This window comes from Epilithonimonas sp. 33E (assembly GCF_059372615.1).
The window spans coordinates 2,088,599-2,104,762 of sequence record NZ_CM182009.1 but is presented as its reverse complement, the minus strand read 5'-3'; the positions used below and the strand labels follow the sequence as shown (position 1 = coordinate 2,104,762).

8 protein-coding genes are annotated in these 16,164 nt (G+C 32.9%); 7 read left to right on the top strand and 1 reads right to left on the bottom strand.

The window, feature by feature from the left end:
* Nucleotides 1–224 precede the first annotated feature (224 nt).
* From AC5P2S_RS09610 to AC5P2S_RS09580, 7 genes are all read left to right on the top strand, one after another.
* The gene (locus AC5P2S_RS09610) at nucleotides 225–6,680 is read left to right on the top strand and encodes an NACHT domain-containing protein (protein ID WP_138402056.1); all 6,456 of its coding nucleotides are present in this window, start codon (nucleotides 225–227) and stop codon (nucleotides 6,678–6,680) included.
* Complete coding sequence (locus AC5P2S_RS09605) at nucleotides 6,634–7,335, top strand: hypothetical protein (protein WP_002978689.1); 702 nt, start codon at nucleotides 6,634–6,636, stop codon at nucleotides 7,333–7,335. Before AC5P2S_RS09610 ends, AC5P2S_RS09605 begins: the two co-directional genes overlap by 47 nt.
* An 83-nt stretch (nucleotides 7,336–7,418) precedes the next feature.
* On the top strand, nucleotides 7,419–8,330 hold the full coding sequence (locus AC5P2S_RS09600; protein WP_494554771.1) for a PIN domain-containing protein: 912 nt from the start codon (nucleotides 7,419–7,421) through the stop codon (nucleotides 8,328–8,330).
* Nucleotides 8,317–11,259: a hypothetical protein gene (locus AC5P2S_RS09595; RefSeq protein WP_047096978.1), complete on the top strand. Its 2,943-nt coding sequence runs from the start codon at nucleotides 8,317–8,319 to the stop codon at nucleotides 11,257–11,259. Before AC5P2S_RS09600 ends, AC5P2S_RS09595 begins: the two co-directional genes overlap by 14 nt.
* A gap of 651 nt (nucleotides 11,260–11,910) precedes the next feature.
* Nucleotides 11,911–12,486, top strand: coding sequence for a Crp/Fnr family transcriptional regulator (locus tag AC5P2S_RS09590; protein ID WP_494554770.1), 576 nt, complete (start codon nucleotides 11,911–11,913; stop codon nucleotides 12,484–12,486).
* Between the two features lie 63 nt (nucleotides 12,487–12,549).
* Nucleotides 12,550–13,560, top strand: coding sequence for an NAD-dependent epimerase/dehydratase family protein (locus AC5P2S_RS09585; RefSeq protein ID WP_494554769.1), 1,011 nt, complete (start codon nucleotides 12,550–12,552; stop codon nucleotides 13,558–13,560).
* Between the two features lie 110 nt (nucleotides 13,561–13,670).
* On the top strand, nucleotides 13,671–14,498 hold the full coding sequence (locus AC5P2S_RS09580) for an N-acetylmuramidase domain-containing protein (protein ID WP_494554768.1): 828 nt from the start codon (nucleotides 13,671–13,673) through the stop codon (nucleotides 14,496–14,498).
* Between the two features lie 123 nt (nucleotides 14,499–14,621).
* Here AC5P2S_RS09580 and AC5P2S_RS09575 read toward each other — a convergent pair whose 3' ends face one another.
* On the bottom strand, nucleotides 14,622–16,043 hold the full coding sequence (locus tag AC5P2S_RS09575; RefSeq protein WP_494554767.1) for an efflux transporter outer membrane subunit: 1,422 nt from the start codon (nucleotides 16,041–16,043) through the stop codon (nucleotides 14,622–14,624).
* Nucleotides 16,044–16,164 lie beyond the last annotated feature (121 nt).

The window sequence follows — 16,164 nt, the reverse complement described above, 5'->3', positions numbered from 1 at the left end:
TTAAAGATTAGATCAACTTACCTCTTCCGTTTACAGACTTTGGAATACAATCAGAAGAAAAGTTCAAAGCTGAAATGTCTACTCATTTAAATTTCTTTAATCGAGGGACTCTTAAAGACTCATTTGATTTACTATTTTTTTTTTGGAATAGGAAAATTTGCGGTTACTTAAATAAAATTTGACAAATAATTTTAAGTAAATTAGCTATACAAATTATTAGTTAAATGGTTAATAAAAGGTTTATTCCCGATGCCGATTTATCAAGCGCCGGGGATGATTTTCATATTTTGTGGACAATCAAAAAATCTCTGGAATTACTAAACTTTGATAAACAAGGGCTAAAGGCTTTAACTATTGAAGGTTTTGAGAAAAATCTCTCGAAAAAACTTGATCCTACCGGAGAAATGTTCTTAGGGATTGATTTAACGGAATATTTTGGCGGAAAGGATTTCGACAGCGCCAATTCTATACTTATATCTCAATTAAAATACAGTACCAGAAGGGCTGATGAAAATTTTACTTTTTCCAAACTTTATGAAGGAAAAAAGAGTAAATCTTTTCATGGATCAATCGTTCTGCGTTTAGCTAATATTTTTAAAAAATTTGTGGATGAGTTTGGAAGGGAAAAAGTTCTGCAAAAAATAAAGATCAAACTTGTCAGTAACAGAAATGTTAATCAATCCCATCTCAATCAGATTCTTAAAGTTCAGGAATTTTTAAAGACTAATCAAAGAGCCTTAAGTTTCAACAAGGTTTTTTCCGAAATTCCAGACTTAAATAAAGATGCTTTCGGAAAACTGCATAAGGCTTCTAGTCTTAATCTTACAGAGTTTACGGATTTTGTGAGATTGCTGGATTTTAATGATTGTGGATCAAATTCAAGACAGCTACTAAAACTTGAATTGATAAATTCCATTTCAAAAAATAGCATAAAGTCTAAAGGACAGTTCAATTCATTATTTCAGCTGGTCTGGAATAAGATGATGCCTGAAAGTGAGGATGACCGCACCTTAGGCGTTACTGATGTGATTGCAAGTTTTGGATTTAGTGCGCTTGAAAATCTTTTTCCTGTTTCTCAAAATTTCGAAAAAAATATACGTACTGTTGAAAGAGAACAACTGAAGGATATTGTAAATGTTATTGATTCCAATGTTTCTTACCTACCCATCTGTTTACACGGTGGTGCAGGAATTGGTAAGTCAACCATTGTTCATCAGATAAAAAATGCTGTTCCCGACTATTGCCAATCTATTCTCTTTGATTGTTATGGTGCAGGTAAATATCAGAATCCGGAAGATAAAAGACATTTACATAGAAATGCTATTGTACAGTTGGCTAATGAGCTTGCCAAGTCATTAGGAACTGAGTTTTTGCTAGTACAAAATGAATCTGATGATGTTTATTTGAATGAACTAAAAAAGAGGATTAGAGCAGGCGTTGAAATTTTAAAAAGCAGAGATGCTAACGCTTATTTACTGCTCATTATTGATGCTGCTGATAATAGTGTAACAGCGGCAGAATCGTTTGGAGAAAGAAGCTTTGTCCAAGATCTTGTCAATATGGAAATTCCAGAGGGTTGTCATATTGTGGTAACCTCTCGTACGTACCGAAAAGATTCTCTCAAACTCCCGATTAAAAAACATTTGGAGTATGAACTACAACCATTTTCATTGGAGGAAACAACTCAATTTGCAAAAATCAATTTTAAAAATATTACGAAAAGAGAAATTTTAGAATTTCATCAATTTACCAATGGTATTCCAAGAGTACAGTTTTATTCAATGTCCCTACGAAATCAGGGAATAAAAGAGGTAATTAATTATCTTAAACCCAACGGTAAGCTTGTTGATAATTTGATACTCGATAAAATCGAAGATGCTATAGTTAAGCTTGGAGAGGATAATAGAGCTCTTGTCGATGAGTTTTTTAAGTTACTCATAATGCTGCCAAGACCGGTGCCAATTAATTACATTTCAGAAATTATGAATGTTCAAATTGCTTTGCTTCAAGATTTAGCATCTGACATTTGGAATGGACTTGTTCTTGAAAATAACCATTTTTATTTCAGGGATGAAGATTTCGAGAATTATGTAAGACAGACATATCCTTTCAGTCTGGAAGAACATCAGGATATTGCAAATTTGTTTTTATCCAATTCAACTAAAGATGAATACGCTTCTACAAATCTTGGAGCAATCTTATACTCATCGGGTTTGAAGAATGAATTGATTGATATTGTTCTAGATAGAAAATTTTTAGACTTCCCTACAGACCCGATACGCAATAGGGAAGTTTATATCAACCGTACGAAACTTGCTCTTAATGCCAGTGTTGAACATGAGAATGATATCAATTATTTTAAATTATTATTTATAGCCGCCGAAGAATCTAAAACAGATAAAGGTCTGACCAATCTTCTTATTAAATATCCGGATTTGGTTTTGAGATTTGGTGATCAAAATTCTTTGACAAGGCTTCAAATGAAAAGTGAAGAACGCTCTTGGGCTGGAGCTTTTCATCTAAAACTTGCTGGCATTAATTCCCGTAAACCCGAAAATAGAGAAATAGCCATCAAGCATCTTAAGACTGCTAATGAATGGCTTGTTTGGAGAAAAACAAAAAATGACGAAGAGCTACGGCATTATCCCATATCAAGTCTTGATATAGCATTTGAAGCTGAGGCTTTTTTGAAATTATACGGAGTCAGAAGAATGTTGGAACGCTTCAATAGATGGAGTCCTGTTGAGTCGAAAATTAGTGCAGGTAAACATCTTATCGAGAATATTGTCAGCAATTCGAGTGAAACTGAGATTTCAGAGTGGTTGAAATATGATAAATTTAGAATTGACGAAAAGATATATATATCTTGTAAACTGTTTCAATATAAGTTGCCAATCAGTTTTGATTTGACTCAGCTTGCTAAAGACCTATTAAGAGTATTTTCTCATAAGAAAAAGGAGTTCAGTCAATTATTTTATGAGTTTGCTGTAGAGTTTTGCGGAATTTTAAGCTATTACAGAGTTGATAGTGTTTTAATCATTGATTGTCTCAATCGAATTGATTCAAAACCTCTCGGTAAAGTACCTTTCTTTAATGACAGCCGTTTCGAGGATGAACCAAGATTGATGGAAATTTTTCTCAAAAAGGACTGTCTTATGTCATCACTCCAGAATGCAGACAAAAAACTAGAAGATTACTATCCTTCTAATTTTAGAAACATTGATAAAATTAAAGATTATGACCAACGTAAAATAATTGAAAGAGATAAGAGAGAGTTTGTAGCTTTTTTTAAATATGCTGTTCCAGTTTATCAGCTGCATTCCGATTTTTTAACTCACCGTTTTGAAGAGACTGAGCTTACGGAACGATTTCGAAAGATTTGCAGCGATATTCAAAATGATTATGATTTTAAACACCAATTTGGTTATTGGGCAAATTCCCGATTTATATTTTTGGCGGTTAAGCTCGCAAAAACCTGTAATCATTTTGATGATAAAGGTGAGTTGATGCAGTTAATTATCGATAGCTTTGACAAGCAGGCCGAAAAGTTGAAACTTAGGTTCGAGGTTTTAAAAGTAATCATCTTAAACAAAAGATATTTAAAGTTATCATTCAAACTTTTACATGAGGCAAAAGAAATTATTCAGGAATCTCATGTTTCTGCTAATGAATCTACAGAGAACTATCTACAGTGTTTACTGCTTAGCAGCAAGATTAATAATACTCTAAGTAAAGATTTTTTTGAAAAAGCAATTAAATCTGTTTCGGAAATTGATACTGAAGCTTTCGCACAAATAAGATGTCTTTTTGAATTGTCACAGATAGGCATTGTTAATGATAATCCAAAGATGGCATATGATTTTGCTAAGTTTATTGAATATTGCGATATTAAATTAGGAAATTACGATAAAAAACATTTTCCTTATGCTGAAGGTTTAATGGGAATTGGAAACATTGATAAATCTTCAATGTTTCCGATCATGTGCCGTTGGCATCATCGAAACGTTCTAAAGTTAGGACGTCCAATAATTACAGTGCTTAAAAAAGCAATGGAAGTAGGATATATCGACCACATTACGGCAGCGTCGCTGATCAATCTTAAGACAAATTATAACTGGCGAAATCTGGAAGAATTATACAAGATGATTATCTCAGGAATTAATAATAGTGGAAAAACTGATATAAAGAATAGATTTATAAAATCTGAGTTCCGAGATTTAAAACTGCAAAAAGATAAGCATTATTCAAAGGAAATATATGATCAGATAAAGTCACGCCAACTCATTGATGATAATTTAGTGAAGGAGATAAAAGAATATGTTGATTTTATAGATTCTTTAGAAACTAAACCTGAAGATTCGGAATCAAAATATATTGATAACGAAAAAAAACATCATAATATTGATCTCGCTTCATTGGATTTTACATCTGTTAAAGCATTAGAAAGAGTTCTTGATCATATCATAGTCAGCGGTGAAAGTTTTAACAGTAGATCAGTTATTAATAATTTTTTCGAAGATATAATTGAAAACTGTGAGGTTGAGGATCAAGTGTTTTTCCTTAATGCCCTTGTGGATGTTAGCAGTGATTTATTGGAATATCATACTCTGGAAAACATATTAGAAAAAGCTTTTGAAGAGTGGGAATTTTATCCAGATATAAAAAATTGGAAGAAAGATAACTTTGAAAAAGTATTGATAAGCAGACTCCATCAGCTTGACTATGGGAGTGCTTTGAGCATATTTTCTATCAAAAGCTTAGCAAAACTATTCTGCGTAGATGATATTATCTTGGAAATTACTATCAGAAAAATTTTGCCTAAGAAAATTGATCTTCTTTCGGATGAATCTATTTACAGTTCTTTTGAGCTTATCAAGAATACTCTCACCAAAGATAAAAACGAAGAATTATTAGAGTGGATAATCAAAAGATGGAACTTACCAATTCAACCTGATATAGCTGACGGTCTTTGGAGTGAAGAATTAAGACCTTCGAGTGACTGTATTGAAAATGTTGCAGATATGATGAGGTTTATTCTTGGTCATCCTGATAAGCGTCTACGTTGGCGGGCTATCCATTCATTACGGAAAATGGTAAACTTGGGTAGTACAGGTATATTTGATATACTTCTTAAAAAACAAAATGAAAAAAATTGTCTTCCTTTCCAAGAGAAAAACTATATGTTTTACTGGATGTCTTCTAAATTATATTTGTGGATTGCTTTAGACAGAATATCAAAAGAGAACCCAAAGAAACTTTTGCATTTGAAAGATGTTTTCTATCAGGAATTATTAAGTAATAACCTCCCTCATGTCCTGATCAGGCATTATATTAAGAAAAGTTGCCTTAACCTTTATTCATTTGATAACTCTGTATTTACAGATGAAGAGCTAAATTTTATTCTGCAAATGAATAATTCTAAATTTGAAATGGTTGAGGAAAAAAAATACGCCCGAAAGCAACGAAAATTTGCACGGAGTGATTCCGATAGTTGGCTTTTTAAATTTAGTAGTTTGGATACATTGCCGTATTGGTATGACAAGGTTGGAGATCCTTTCAACTTGTCGGAATATGATGTAGCAGACGTTGCAGACAAAATTATTGCTGAAGAATGGGGGTACGTTGGCAATCCTAACGAAGATGATTTTATAGGAAGCCAGCTTTATAATGGAGATTGGCATCTTACAAGAAATGACCACGGAAGCAACCCGGAAGTCGAAGATATTTCTATTTATTGGCAATATCACGCTATGTACTGCGCCGCTAATTTTTTGTTGGAAAATGAGCCATTCGTTAAAACTGATTATTTAGATGGTAAGGAGGATTGGGAGGATTGGTTAAAATCTGAAGCTAATGCTTTTGATAACTTCTGGCTATCGGATTTAAGAGATCCGCTTCCACTAAAAAAGAAATACTGGAAGAAAGGCGAAAACAAATTTGATTTGATTTGGCGTGATCAGATCCAAGAAGATGATTTTGATTCGGGAGTAGGCTTTTTGGATCAAGCCGATCCTTTTCTCTATGTATATGGTGGTATTACAATGTATATGGGAGCTAATCAAGAGTCAGTAAGTATTATATCAAATCTGGTCTCTCCAGATAAATCAGATGCTTTATTGAGGGCTTTGCATACGACAAAAGATAGCTACGATTATTATTTTCCTCTTGCTAAAGATGAAGATGATGATGAAGCAACAGATGAAAAAGATTTCCTTTTGAAAGGGTGGATAGAAGAATTTAAATCGGAATACGAAGGTCTTGATTCACAGGATGAACTTTTTAACCGTAATCAACAAGGTTCTTTTGTTTTGGAAGATGGCTTGCAAAAAAAGTATGACGTAACTTATGATGAATACTATAAAATGGGTTATGCAAAAAATTCATTGATAAGTGTCTTCGAAAACTGGAATGAGGTTTCTAACGATGAACCGAGAAATAGAAAATATAATACAGGTGTTGAATCTTCTGGCAGTATTTTAAAAATATCGAAGAATTTTTTAGTTGAATTTTTAAAACAGGAAAAAAAGGATCTAATCTTAAGATGTATGATCGAAAGACAACTCGAAGAGAGGCACTACAGAAATAGAGACAGCGATAACAGATATCAAATAAAACTTTACCTAATAAAAGCAGATGGAACAGTCAAAACACTCAGAGGAGTCAATTATAAAATTGGGTGAGAAGCTCATTAAGGAACTAAACCTTGAATATTCTAGTAATACACTTGCTAGATGGATGTCCCACTATATAGCAGAACTTATCTCCGGAATCAATGCTGCTGAATCTGAAAGCGAAAAAAAACAATTAATGACCGAATGCTGTGATGTTATTCTTAAGTTATGGTCTAACAGAGATGATCTCCCAATCAAACAACCTTTGGAAGATTTAAAACCGGTTTTGGAGATATTGAAAATCTTACAGGAGGATAAAGAACCTATCATTATACCTCGTTGGTTGGAATATAACGCAATGCCAAGAGATAATGAATGGACACAATTTGTTGATCTTGTAAAAAATAATTCTGAAAAAATTTTTAGTAAAGTTGTGCAAATTAACCTGCATAAAGATATTCTGCTGAAAGATCAGGAATGGATGAAGGAGAATAAAGAGTTTTTAACTCGGGAGCAAATCAGTTTCTTAGAGATGCTAGAAGTTTTTAGTGATTTTGATAAAAATATGGGTGTTGTTGATTTAAATAATTTTAAAATGTCGGATGATAATATTTCTAGAGTTGATCATATGTTCAAAGATTTAGAAGATCTATTGGAAGAACAAAAAAATGAATTGGCTAGAATTAAAGAAAACTTTTACAAAAAAAATAGTGAACAGAAATAGTTTTTTGACTTGCACCGCAGGATTTCGTTTATCTGTGGCGGATTTCAAATTTAATTATATTTGTATAAGTAGATATTTTGAAAATGATTTACCTCGCTATTGATACCTGTGTTTGGCTAGAACTGCTTAAGATTGACTTTTTAAATAAAGACAATTATTTTGATGAACTTCTCTTTTGGATAGAAAATGGTCATGTTATATTCGTGACTACGGAAAACTTGGAGAGGGAATGGATGCGGAATAAAGATGTGAAAAAACAGGTGATTCTTAAAAGTTTTAAGGAGAAGAAAAGAGAAATTGCAGGAATGATGAGCGCCGTCCATCAGCTAGATAATATGTACGAACCTGACAAAGTGGAAGCCTCTATCAATAACCGAATGAGTAGAATTGATATGTTATTTTCCAATAAGGCAATCATAGCAAAAGAAAGTGACGAAATCTATTTGGAAGCAACAAAAAGAAATCTTAATTGTTCACCACCAAATCACGCCAAAGATAGTTTTAGGGATACTATAAATCTGCTTACGTTAAAAAAGCACTCACAAGATCATGGCTATTCAAAATGCATATTCACAACCATTAATTATAAAGATTTTAGTGAAGGAAACGAGCGCTATACATTGCATAGTCGACTCGAGCAGGATTTTACAGAAGGTAATTTAGAATATGTATTTTTTGACACATCAATCAAAGCTTTTTCTGGGAAGTTGTTTAAAATAGAATTGAGACCCCATCTTCCTTCTTTCTCCCAACATTTGCTGGAGGAAAAACGTAAACAAGAAAGCAGATTGCTTACAGAAAGAAAAATTCAACAAAGAAATAATATGGATTTGGAAGATGATGAGTTTGTTTCTAACACAGCACAAATAGACAGAATTATTCTGTCTGGAAAACAAACAGCATTGGATAAGAAAATTTTAGATTTTTTATTCGAAATGAATCAGAGTTATCAATTATATTTTTTCCAAAAATTGGCAGAGAATGAGTTGGTTTAGTTATTTGAAAGAGCAAGGTTTTTTTAATCCGGAAAACAATCCAATACCCGTGCAAAAAGAAAGTGGATATCAAATTCCATCTTGGGAGGTTTTAGATTATCTGATTAGTGTTGCTACAAAATTTGAGCGTTCGGAGCATCTGGAACTTGTTCCGGAAATTTTACAAATCATTAAGGATATTTCGGAACACCCCGTCGACAATTACCACACTTGGTATCGCTTAATTAAGATATTGTCTTTGGTTCCAAACGAAAATGTAACAAAGGAATATTTGGACTATATCCCTGTATGGGTAACCAGTCAATTTGATACAATGTTGCAAACGTCGGAAATTACAGATTCATTATTACCTAAATTTTTAACAGATAATCCAAATGATAGAGAGAAAGCTGAAATAATTCTATATTATTTATTTGAGTTGAGAACATCAAATAATCTGGAGGATTTTAATAGATCATCTACCGTACAATACTATTCACCTTATTATTCATATACCTTAAATAATGCATTTCATAACGAGGGATTACTTGACAAAATAATAAATATTTGTCATAACAAAACGATATACAGATTATTGGAGCAAATCAATTTCTTGTTACGCGATCACGTTATTTTTGCGGAGGGAAAAATTGGTGAAACAAATTATATTTTCAAAATATTTAGAATTTTTGAAAAAATGATAGTTCGCTTGGAAAAATCTTCAAATGGTGAAACGATGATTATCGATGAGGTTTCGCAAGAGAATTATTTAAAGCTGGATAAGGTTTGGTTTAATCAATTTTTAACTGATTTATTTGACAAAAATAACCTTGATAAAGTAATCTATCAAGATATTTATAATCGTCTGAGTTTTAATTTTTGGAGCGATTATACTTCTATAATTGGATATGAAGGAATTAAAGATTTGGATGAGAACTCTCATTATAATACTCCTATTTTGGGTGTATTTTCATTTAATTTAAGAGAATGGTTAACCAAATTAGTTACGCAGGATAGCGAGAGTTTACAAGATGTATTAAATGATTTTATTGAAGACCAAAGATTTGATCTTCCATACTTCAAGAGAATGTTGTTCTATATTGTTGCTGAAGATTGGAGTAATTTAAAATTTTTATTTTGGAAGTTATTGGATGAAAAAGATAGTATGTCTTTATTTTCTACCTATGCCTATAGATTAGAGCTTCACTATCTACTATCTAAAGTTAGTACAGACTTAAATGAAGAGGAACAAAAGTTTATTTGGAAAATAATTGAAAATGGTCCAATAGGGGACAAACACTTAGCCTTGAATAAAGAAGAATGGCAACACCGATGGTTGGACGCGCTAAAGGAAAATTCATTTTTTAGTGCTAAGTTCTTGACGATTGAAGAACAGTCTAAGATTACTAAAGATTATTCTGAAGAAGGTAAAATTGTTGTTAGGATGGGCCATGTCACTCCATTTTCAAAAGATGAAATTCTAACGATGTCCGATGAGCAACTATTGAATGAACTGGATTCTTTTAAAAGTAATTATGGATTTGATGATCCAACAATTGATGGATTTGCAGAAGCTATAAAGGAAGCGGTGGAAGAGGATCCAAATAGATTCGCTCATTTTGTTGAAGAATTAGTAGAGATTAAGTTTATATATGCTTATAATATTTTATCAGGTTTTTCTAAAGCTTGGAGGTTAAGTAGAGATTTTGATTGGGATAAGGTTATGAAATTTTGTTATGCATACATAACAAATGAGTCTTTTAAATCTAATAAGCTTCAGCTAGAAGATGATTTTAGGGTAACTAAAGATTGGATAATTGGAGAGATTGGTATGCTTATAACTTCTGGAGCACAAAACGAACAGCATAGTTTTGATTGTAAGTTATTGCCAAACTGTAAAAAAGTTTTGCTTCAATGCTTGGATGAACTACCTAAAGATGATTTTAGTACCATTCGGAGTGGTGATTTTATTCTTCATTCTTTAAATTCTACAGCGGGACATGTTTTAACAGGTTTGCTTAATTATTCTTTGAAGTATGCTAGAAATCTGCCGAATAATCAGAAAGTCGCTCGATGGGATATTGAAGCTAAATTGGCTTTCGAACAATCTTTCGAAAACCATATTGATTCCTATGTTCTCTTCGGAAAGTTTCTTTCCCAATTTATGTTCTTAGATAACACCTGGGTTAATGATAATCTTTCAAAAGTAGAAGATTATGATGATATTAAATGGGAAGCATTTATGTCTGGAATAGCTTTTAGAAATCCGTTAAATATTGATTTTTATAAAATACTTTATTCAAGTTATCAGCGTGCCATAGATTCAGATAAGATTCTTACTTTCTATAATCACGGTCTGTTAAGGCATTTTTTAGCCTATTATTTTTGGAATTATGAAAATAGCTTTGAAGAAAGTTTTCTTTATAAATCACTGAAGAATCCGAACATTCATGTTCTCCAAAAAATTATTTCTCTTTTAAGAGGGCAAAAATCAATTATTGATAATGATCAGATTGGAAATAAAGAGGATTTAATTAACAAAATTCTAAAAGTTTGGGGACTAATAAATCAGTCTATAGAAAAAATAACCGATAGTAATGATAGTAAGTTATTAGAAGGAGTTGTTTACCTCACTGATTTTATAGAAAAATTAGATGAAGAAAATGTCTTGTTGGTTGAAGAAAATATGAAGAAATTTCAGAATCAGATCGTAAATATTCATATTACAGAAGCATTATCTCGATGGATAAATAATAGCCCCGCTCATTTGATTAGCAGAATAGCTTTATTAATGAAAATAAATTATGTTTATAAGAAAGAACCTATTTTAAATGTTTTGGTATTCTTATACGAGAATCAACAGAATATTGTAGCTAATCACATCATCAATAGATTGGTGAAAGAGGGATATGATTATTTCAGACCCATCTATCAACAATACAACAAGTAAAACATATTTCATTAAAGAATTTTTACCTTTGATAGTCTGTGTTTTAGTGAAATTTTGCAATCAAAAATTGTCTTTTTTTTGGAAAAACAAAAAGGACATATATTTGACTAATAAAAACAAACGCTCTTAATCTTATTTAAAAAAGTGACCTAAAAATAAGAGAAGGATATAAAGCTTATGGATAGTTTTTCAAATAAGAACAAGTCCCGTCTAAATATAATTGACTATTACTTTTTAAAAATTTCCTATTTACATAATCATTCATAATATTAAAAGTATTTGTTGAAGTTAGTAAAAAATACAAAATTGGTGATTTTATATAACCAAATCAAAATAATGTATTTGCCACCAAGTCTTATAATGAACTACAACTTTCATCTAATTATTCTCTACATTTCAATCTGAGATAATGAATGACGAGAGTTTAGCAAGTTTATCCAAATCTTCTACAAAAGTGTTCGGAAAATGCACCGCTGAGGTCACTAGAACAAAGAATGCCAAATGATAATTTATAATCATTTGGCATTTTTAAGTAAAATAGTAATGATACTTTTCTGATCGCTTTTTCCAGTGTTTATGAAGAATAGTAATGTTATATTTGAATGATCATAATTCCAGTTTTTTTGAACTGATGAATTAAAAAATGATATTATGCATAATCAACTCATCCAACTTATTTCAGTACGTACACAACTTTCAGATGTGGAAAGAGAATTATGCATTCAGTATTTTGAACCCGTCCTATATCCCAAAAACAGAGTGATTGAAGAAGAGGGAAAAGTTCCTCAATATTTATATTTTGTGGTTTCAGGCTTTGTACGGTTGTTTCATTACAATGATAAAAGTGATGAGGTAACCACGCATATCAATTGTCCTCCGGGTTTTATTACTTCTTATTCCAATTTTACAAATCAGACCCGATCAGATGAAAATCTGGAATGTATTACCGATTGTGAACTTTTACGTATTACAAAGACAGATCTTGATTTGCTTACTCAAAAAAGCCCTGCATTTAAAGATTTCAGTTTTTTAGTTTTTCAGAAATCGTTATCCTACAATGAGAAACGGGCGAAAGAACTGGCAACACTTACCGCAGAAAAGCGCTATTTAAAATTAATGACAGAACATCCTGAGTTGTTGCATAATGTTCCAATGCAGTATATCGCTTCTTTTCTGGGCATGAATCCCAAAAGTTTGAGCCGTATCCGCAAACAGATTTTTAAGTAACATTTGTGAAGTGATTTTGAATAAGCAAGGATGAACTTTGCAGTAGTATTTAAAATCAATAAAATGACAAGTAAGAATTTAGTATTAGTGTCCGGAGCAAATGGACATTTAGGTAACAATCTGGTAAGGTTACTCATTAAAAAAGGATTTCAGGTTCGCGCATCCGTTCGTAATATCAAAAATAAAGACTGTTTTAAAGATTTGGATTGTGAAGTGGTGCAGGCAGATATCACCGACAAAGCTTCATTTGTAAAGGCTCTTCAAGGAGTTCATACATTTTATGCTGTGGGTGCTTCATTTAAATTGTGGGCCAAAGATCCTAAAAAGGAAATCTACGATGTCAATATGGAAGGAACCCGTAATACGATTGAAGCCGCTGCTGAAGCGGGGGTAAAAAGAATTGTATATGTGAGTTCCATCGCTGCTTTAGATTATACCAATCTCCCGACTAAAGAGAGTAATGGATACAATCCAGACAGGAGAGATATATACTATAATTCTAAGAATGATGGAGAAAAGCTGGCTTTTCAGCTCGCTAAAGAATTAGGAATTGAATTGGTGTCCGTAATGCCCGGAGCAATGATTGGTAGTGAAGCATTTCTCCAGTTGAATGTCTCTTATGGCGTACTGGGGTTAATTTTAAACAAGCAAATACCGATGGATACCAAAATAACGCTGAATTGGGTAGATGTAAAAGATGTTGCGGAAGGTTGCTGTCTTGCCGCAGAAAAAGGGCGATCCGGAGAGCGTTATATTTTAGCCAACGAAAAATGTATGACCATTACCGATACTACCAAACTGGCTCAAAAACTTTATCCGGAACTGAAAATCAAAGTGCCTGGTTCTGTTCCTAAATTTGTCCTGTATGCAATTGCAGGTGTAATGGAACTTTCAGCTAAAATCAGTGGAAAACCTCCGGTATTAAGCGTTAAAGACATTGCAATGTTTTCAGGATTACAGCAGAACTTCGATATTTCAAAATCAAGAAACGAATTGGGTTTTAATCCTAAGAGTCCGGAACAAACGGTAAAAGAAGCTTTAGCCTATCTGATGGAACACAGGGACTTGCTGTAAAATACGCTTGAGAGAACTTTTAAAAGTTTTATTTTTTATTAAGATTGTAACTTGATGTAAAAGAAAAAATTACTAATATTATCATCACTTAAACTCTTAAAAATAAAGCAATGGAAACCGTTAAACTCAAATCCAGAAACAAAACAGTTTACACCCTCAAAGAAATATTGTTAGAAGTGGGCTACGATTACATTATTGTAGATAATTATTTTGATGTTGATACGGACAGAGCAGTAAAAGATTTTCAGAAAAAGAATAAACTGGTTGTCGATGGGATTGTGGGAATTAAAACCTGGACAATTTTACTTTCCACACAAAAAGAGATATTTTCTAAGAAAAACAAATTCTTATCCGAAAATGATCTAATAAATTTTGCAAAGCAGTACAAACTGGAATTAGCTGTTGTAAAAGCCGTCAACGAAATCGAAAGTAATGGAACAGGGTTTCTTATCAACGGTGATCCGAAAATTTTATTTGAAGGACATATCTTTTGGAAAGAACTTACTAAAAGAGGAATAGACCCCAAAAAATTTTCTGTAAAAAATCCGGATATTTTATATAAAACCTGGACAAAAAAATATTACTTAGGTGGTGCTGCAGAATATAAAAGACTGAATAAAGCTATTGCCTTATCCGACAATAAAGAAGTAAAAGAAGCAGCTCTTTGTGCAACATCTTGGGGAATGTTTCAGATTATGGGTTTCAATGCAATAGATATCGGGTACAAAAATGTAGAATCTTTTACAGCGGACATGTATAAAAGTGAAGGATTACAGTTGAAAGCATTCGGCATGTATCTGAAAAAAAATAAACTGATCCCGTTTTTACAGAAGAAAGATTGGACTCGGTTTGCTTTGAAATATAACGGGCCGTCTCAGGCTTCTAATGCTTATGATAAAAAGCTGAAAAAGGCTTATGATAAGTATTCTAAGAAATAAATATTTTAAATCTCTGATAAAAAAATTCAAAGTATTTGAAATCTTTATAGTCCCATTAATCAAATTAAAAAAGATGCAGTCCCGAAAGACTACATCTTTTTAACAAAAAATAACTTAATTTTACTATTTCCATCCACCGCCAAGAGCACGGTAAAGATCAACAATACTGCTGAGCCGTTGTCTTTTAATGGAGGCCAGATTCAATTCCGCTTGGAGAGAATTTGCCTGAGCTGTGATAACTTCCAGATAATTCACCAATCCGCTTTTATAAAGTTTTTCAGCACTTTGGATTCCGGATTTCAAGGTTGTAACCTGTTCTGCAGCTTTCTGTTCCTGAACTTTCAGGCTTTCATTAGAAACCAATGCGTCGGAAACTTCGCCAACGGCATTCAGAACAGATTGTCGGAAGGCCAGAACATTTTTCTCTCTCTGGATTTTCGCTACATTCAGATTGGTTTTCAATTGTCTTTTCTGGAAAATCGGTTGCGTTATTCCGCCTAAAGCTGAACCAAACAACGAAGCCGGAATCTGAAACCAGTTATCGAACTTAAATGAATTCACACCACCATTGGCTGTGATTTTCAAAGAAGGATACATATTGGCCTGAGCAATTCCAATCAAAGCGTTGGATTCTAACAAAACCAATTCCTGCTGACGAACATCCGGACGGCGGCTTACCATTGCTGCAGGCAATCCGGCAGAAAAATTTTGAGGAAGAGACGTGTCGGACATTTCAATCGTTCTGCTGATTTTAGCCGGATTTTCACCCACCAAAATACTCAACGCATTTTCCTGGATTTTAATATTCTGTTCCAGTTGCGTAATCAAAAGTTCCGTATATTCCTTTTGCGCTTTTGACTGTTGAACACCTAAAGATGTTGCATCGCCGCTTTGCCAGATTTTTTCTGTGATATTAAGTGTATTTTTACTTAACTCTAAATTCGATTTGGCAATTTCCAATTGCTTGTCCAACATCAAAAGGTTATAATAACCTTGCGCAATGGCTGCAACAACTTGCGTTTGAATTGCTTTTGTCGCTTCATAGGTCTGCAGATATTGCATTTTCGAAACTTCTTGCTGATTCTTGATTTTGCCCCAAATGTCCGCTTCCCAAGACAGATTGAACGCTGCATTGTAATCTTCAACATAACTTTTTCCAAGGAACAAGTTGATACTTTGTCCGTTCAGACTGTTGTCGGAAGGTCTTGTAATTTGACCTGTAACGCCAAAACCAACTTCCGGATATTGCATATATTTTGCCTGTTTTAGTCGTTCCTGCGAAGAGGCAACCTGTTTCAAGGCAATCTGCAAATCATAATTATTTTTGATGCCTTTTTCAATCAGACCTTGCAAGATCGGGTCGTTGAAAAACTGTCGCCATTCCAGGTTGGCCACACTTGCTGTGTCAGCCGTTGCCATATATTGGAATGTTTCCGGCAGTTCCGGACTTACTTTGTCCAAAGCTAATTTTGGCATACAGGAAACTGCACTTGCCACGACTACCGTTGAGACCAGAATCTCTTTTATTTTATTTATAATGTTCATTGATTGTTATTTTTTTATCGCAAAGGCACAAATAAATCTTTATTGTCAAAAACTCTAAGTCGCAAAATAAAATCGGAGATTTTAAATTTTTGTACCTTATCAATAGAGATTATGGAAAAAA

Excerpts from the sequence above, each read along its gene's own strand:
- AC5P2S_RS09575 (WP_494554767.1), bottom strand. The coding sequence starts at position 16,043 with ATGAACATTATAAATAAAATAAAAGAGATTCTGGTCTCAACGGTAGTC.
- AC5P2S_RS09595 (WP_047096978.1), top strand. The coding sequence starts at position 8,317 with ATGAGTTGGTTTAGTTATTTGAAAGAGCAAGGTTTTTTTAATCCGGAA.
- AC5P2S_RS09605 (WP_002978689.1), top strand. The coding sequence starts at position 6,634 with ATGGAACAGTCAAAACACTCAGAGGAGTCAATTATAAAATTGGGTGAG.
- AC5P2S_RS09590 (WP_494554770.1), top strand. The coding sequence starts at position 11,911 with ATGCATAATCAACTCATCCAACTTATTTCAGTACGTACACAACTTTCA.
- AC5P2S_RS09600 (WP_494554771.1), top strand. The coding sequence starts at position 7,419 with ATGATTTACCTCGCTATTGATACCTGTGTTTGGCTAGAACTGCTTAAG.
- AC5P2S_RS09580 (WP_494554768.1), top strand. The coding sequence starts at position 13,671 with ATGGAAACCGTTAAACTCAAATCCAGAAACAAAACAGTTTACACCCTC.
- AC5P2S_RS09610 (WP_138402056.1), top strand. The coding sequence starts at position 225 with ATGGTTAATAAAAGGTTTATTCCCGATGCCGATTTATCAAGCGCCGGG.
- AC5P2S_RS09585 (WP_494554769.1), top strand. The coding sequence starts at position 12,550 with ATGACAAGTAAGAATTTAGTATTAGTGTCCGGAGCAAATGGACATTTA.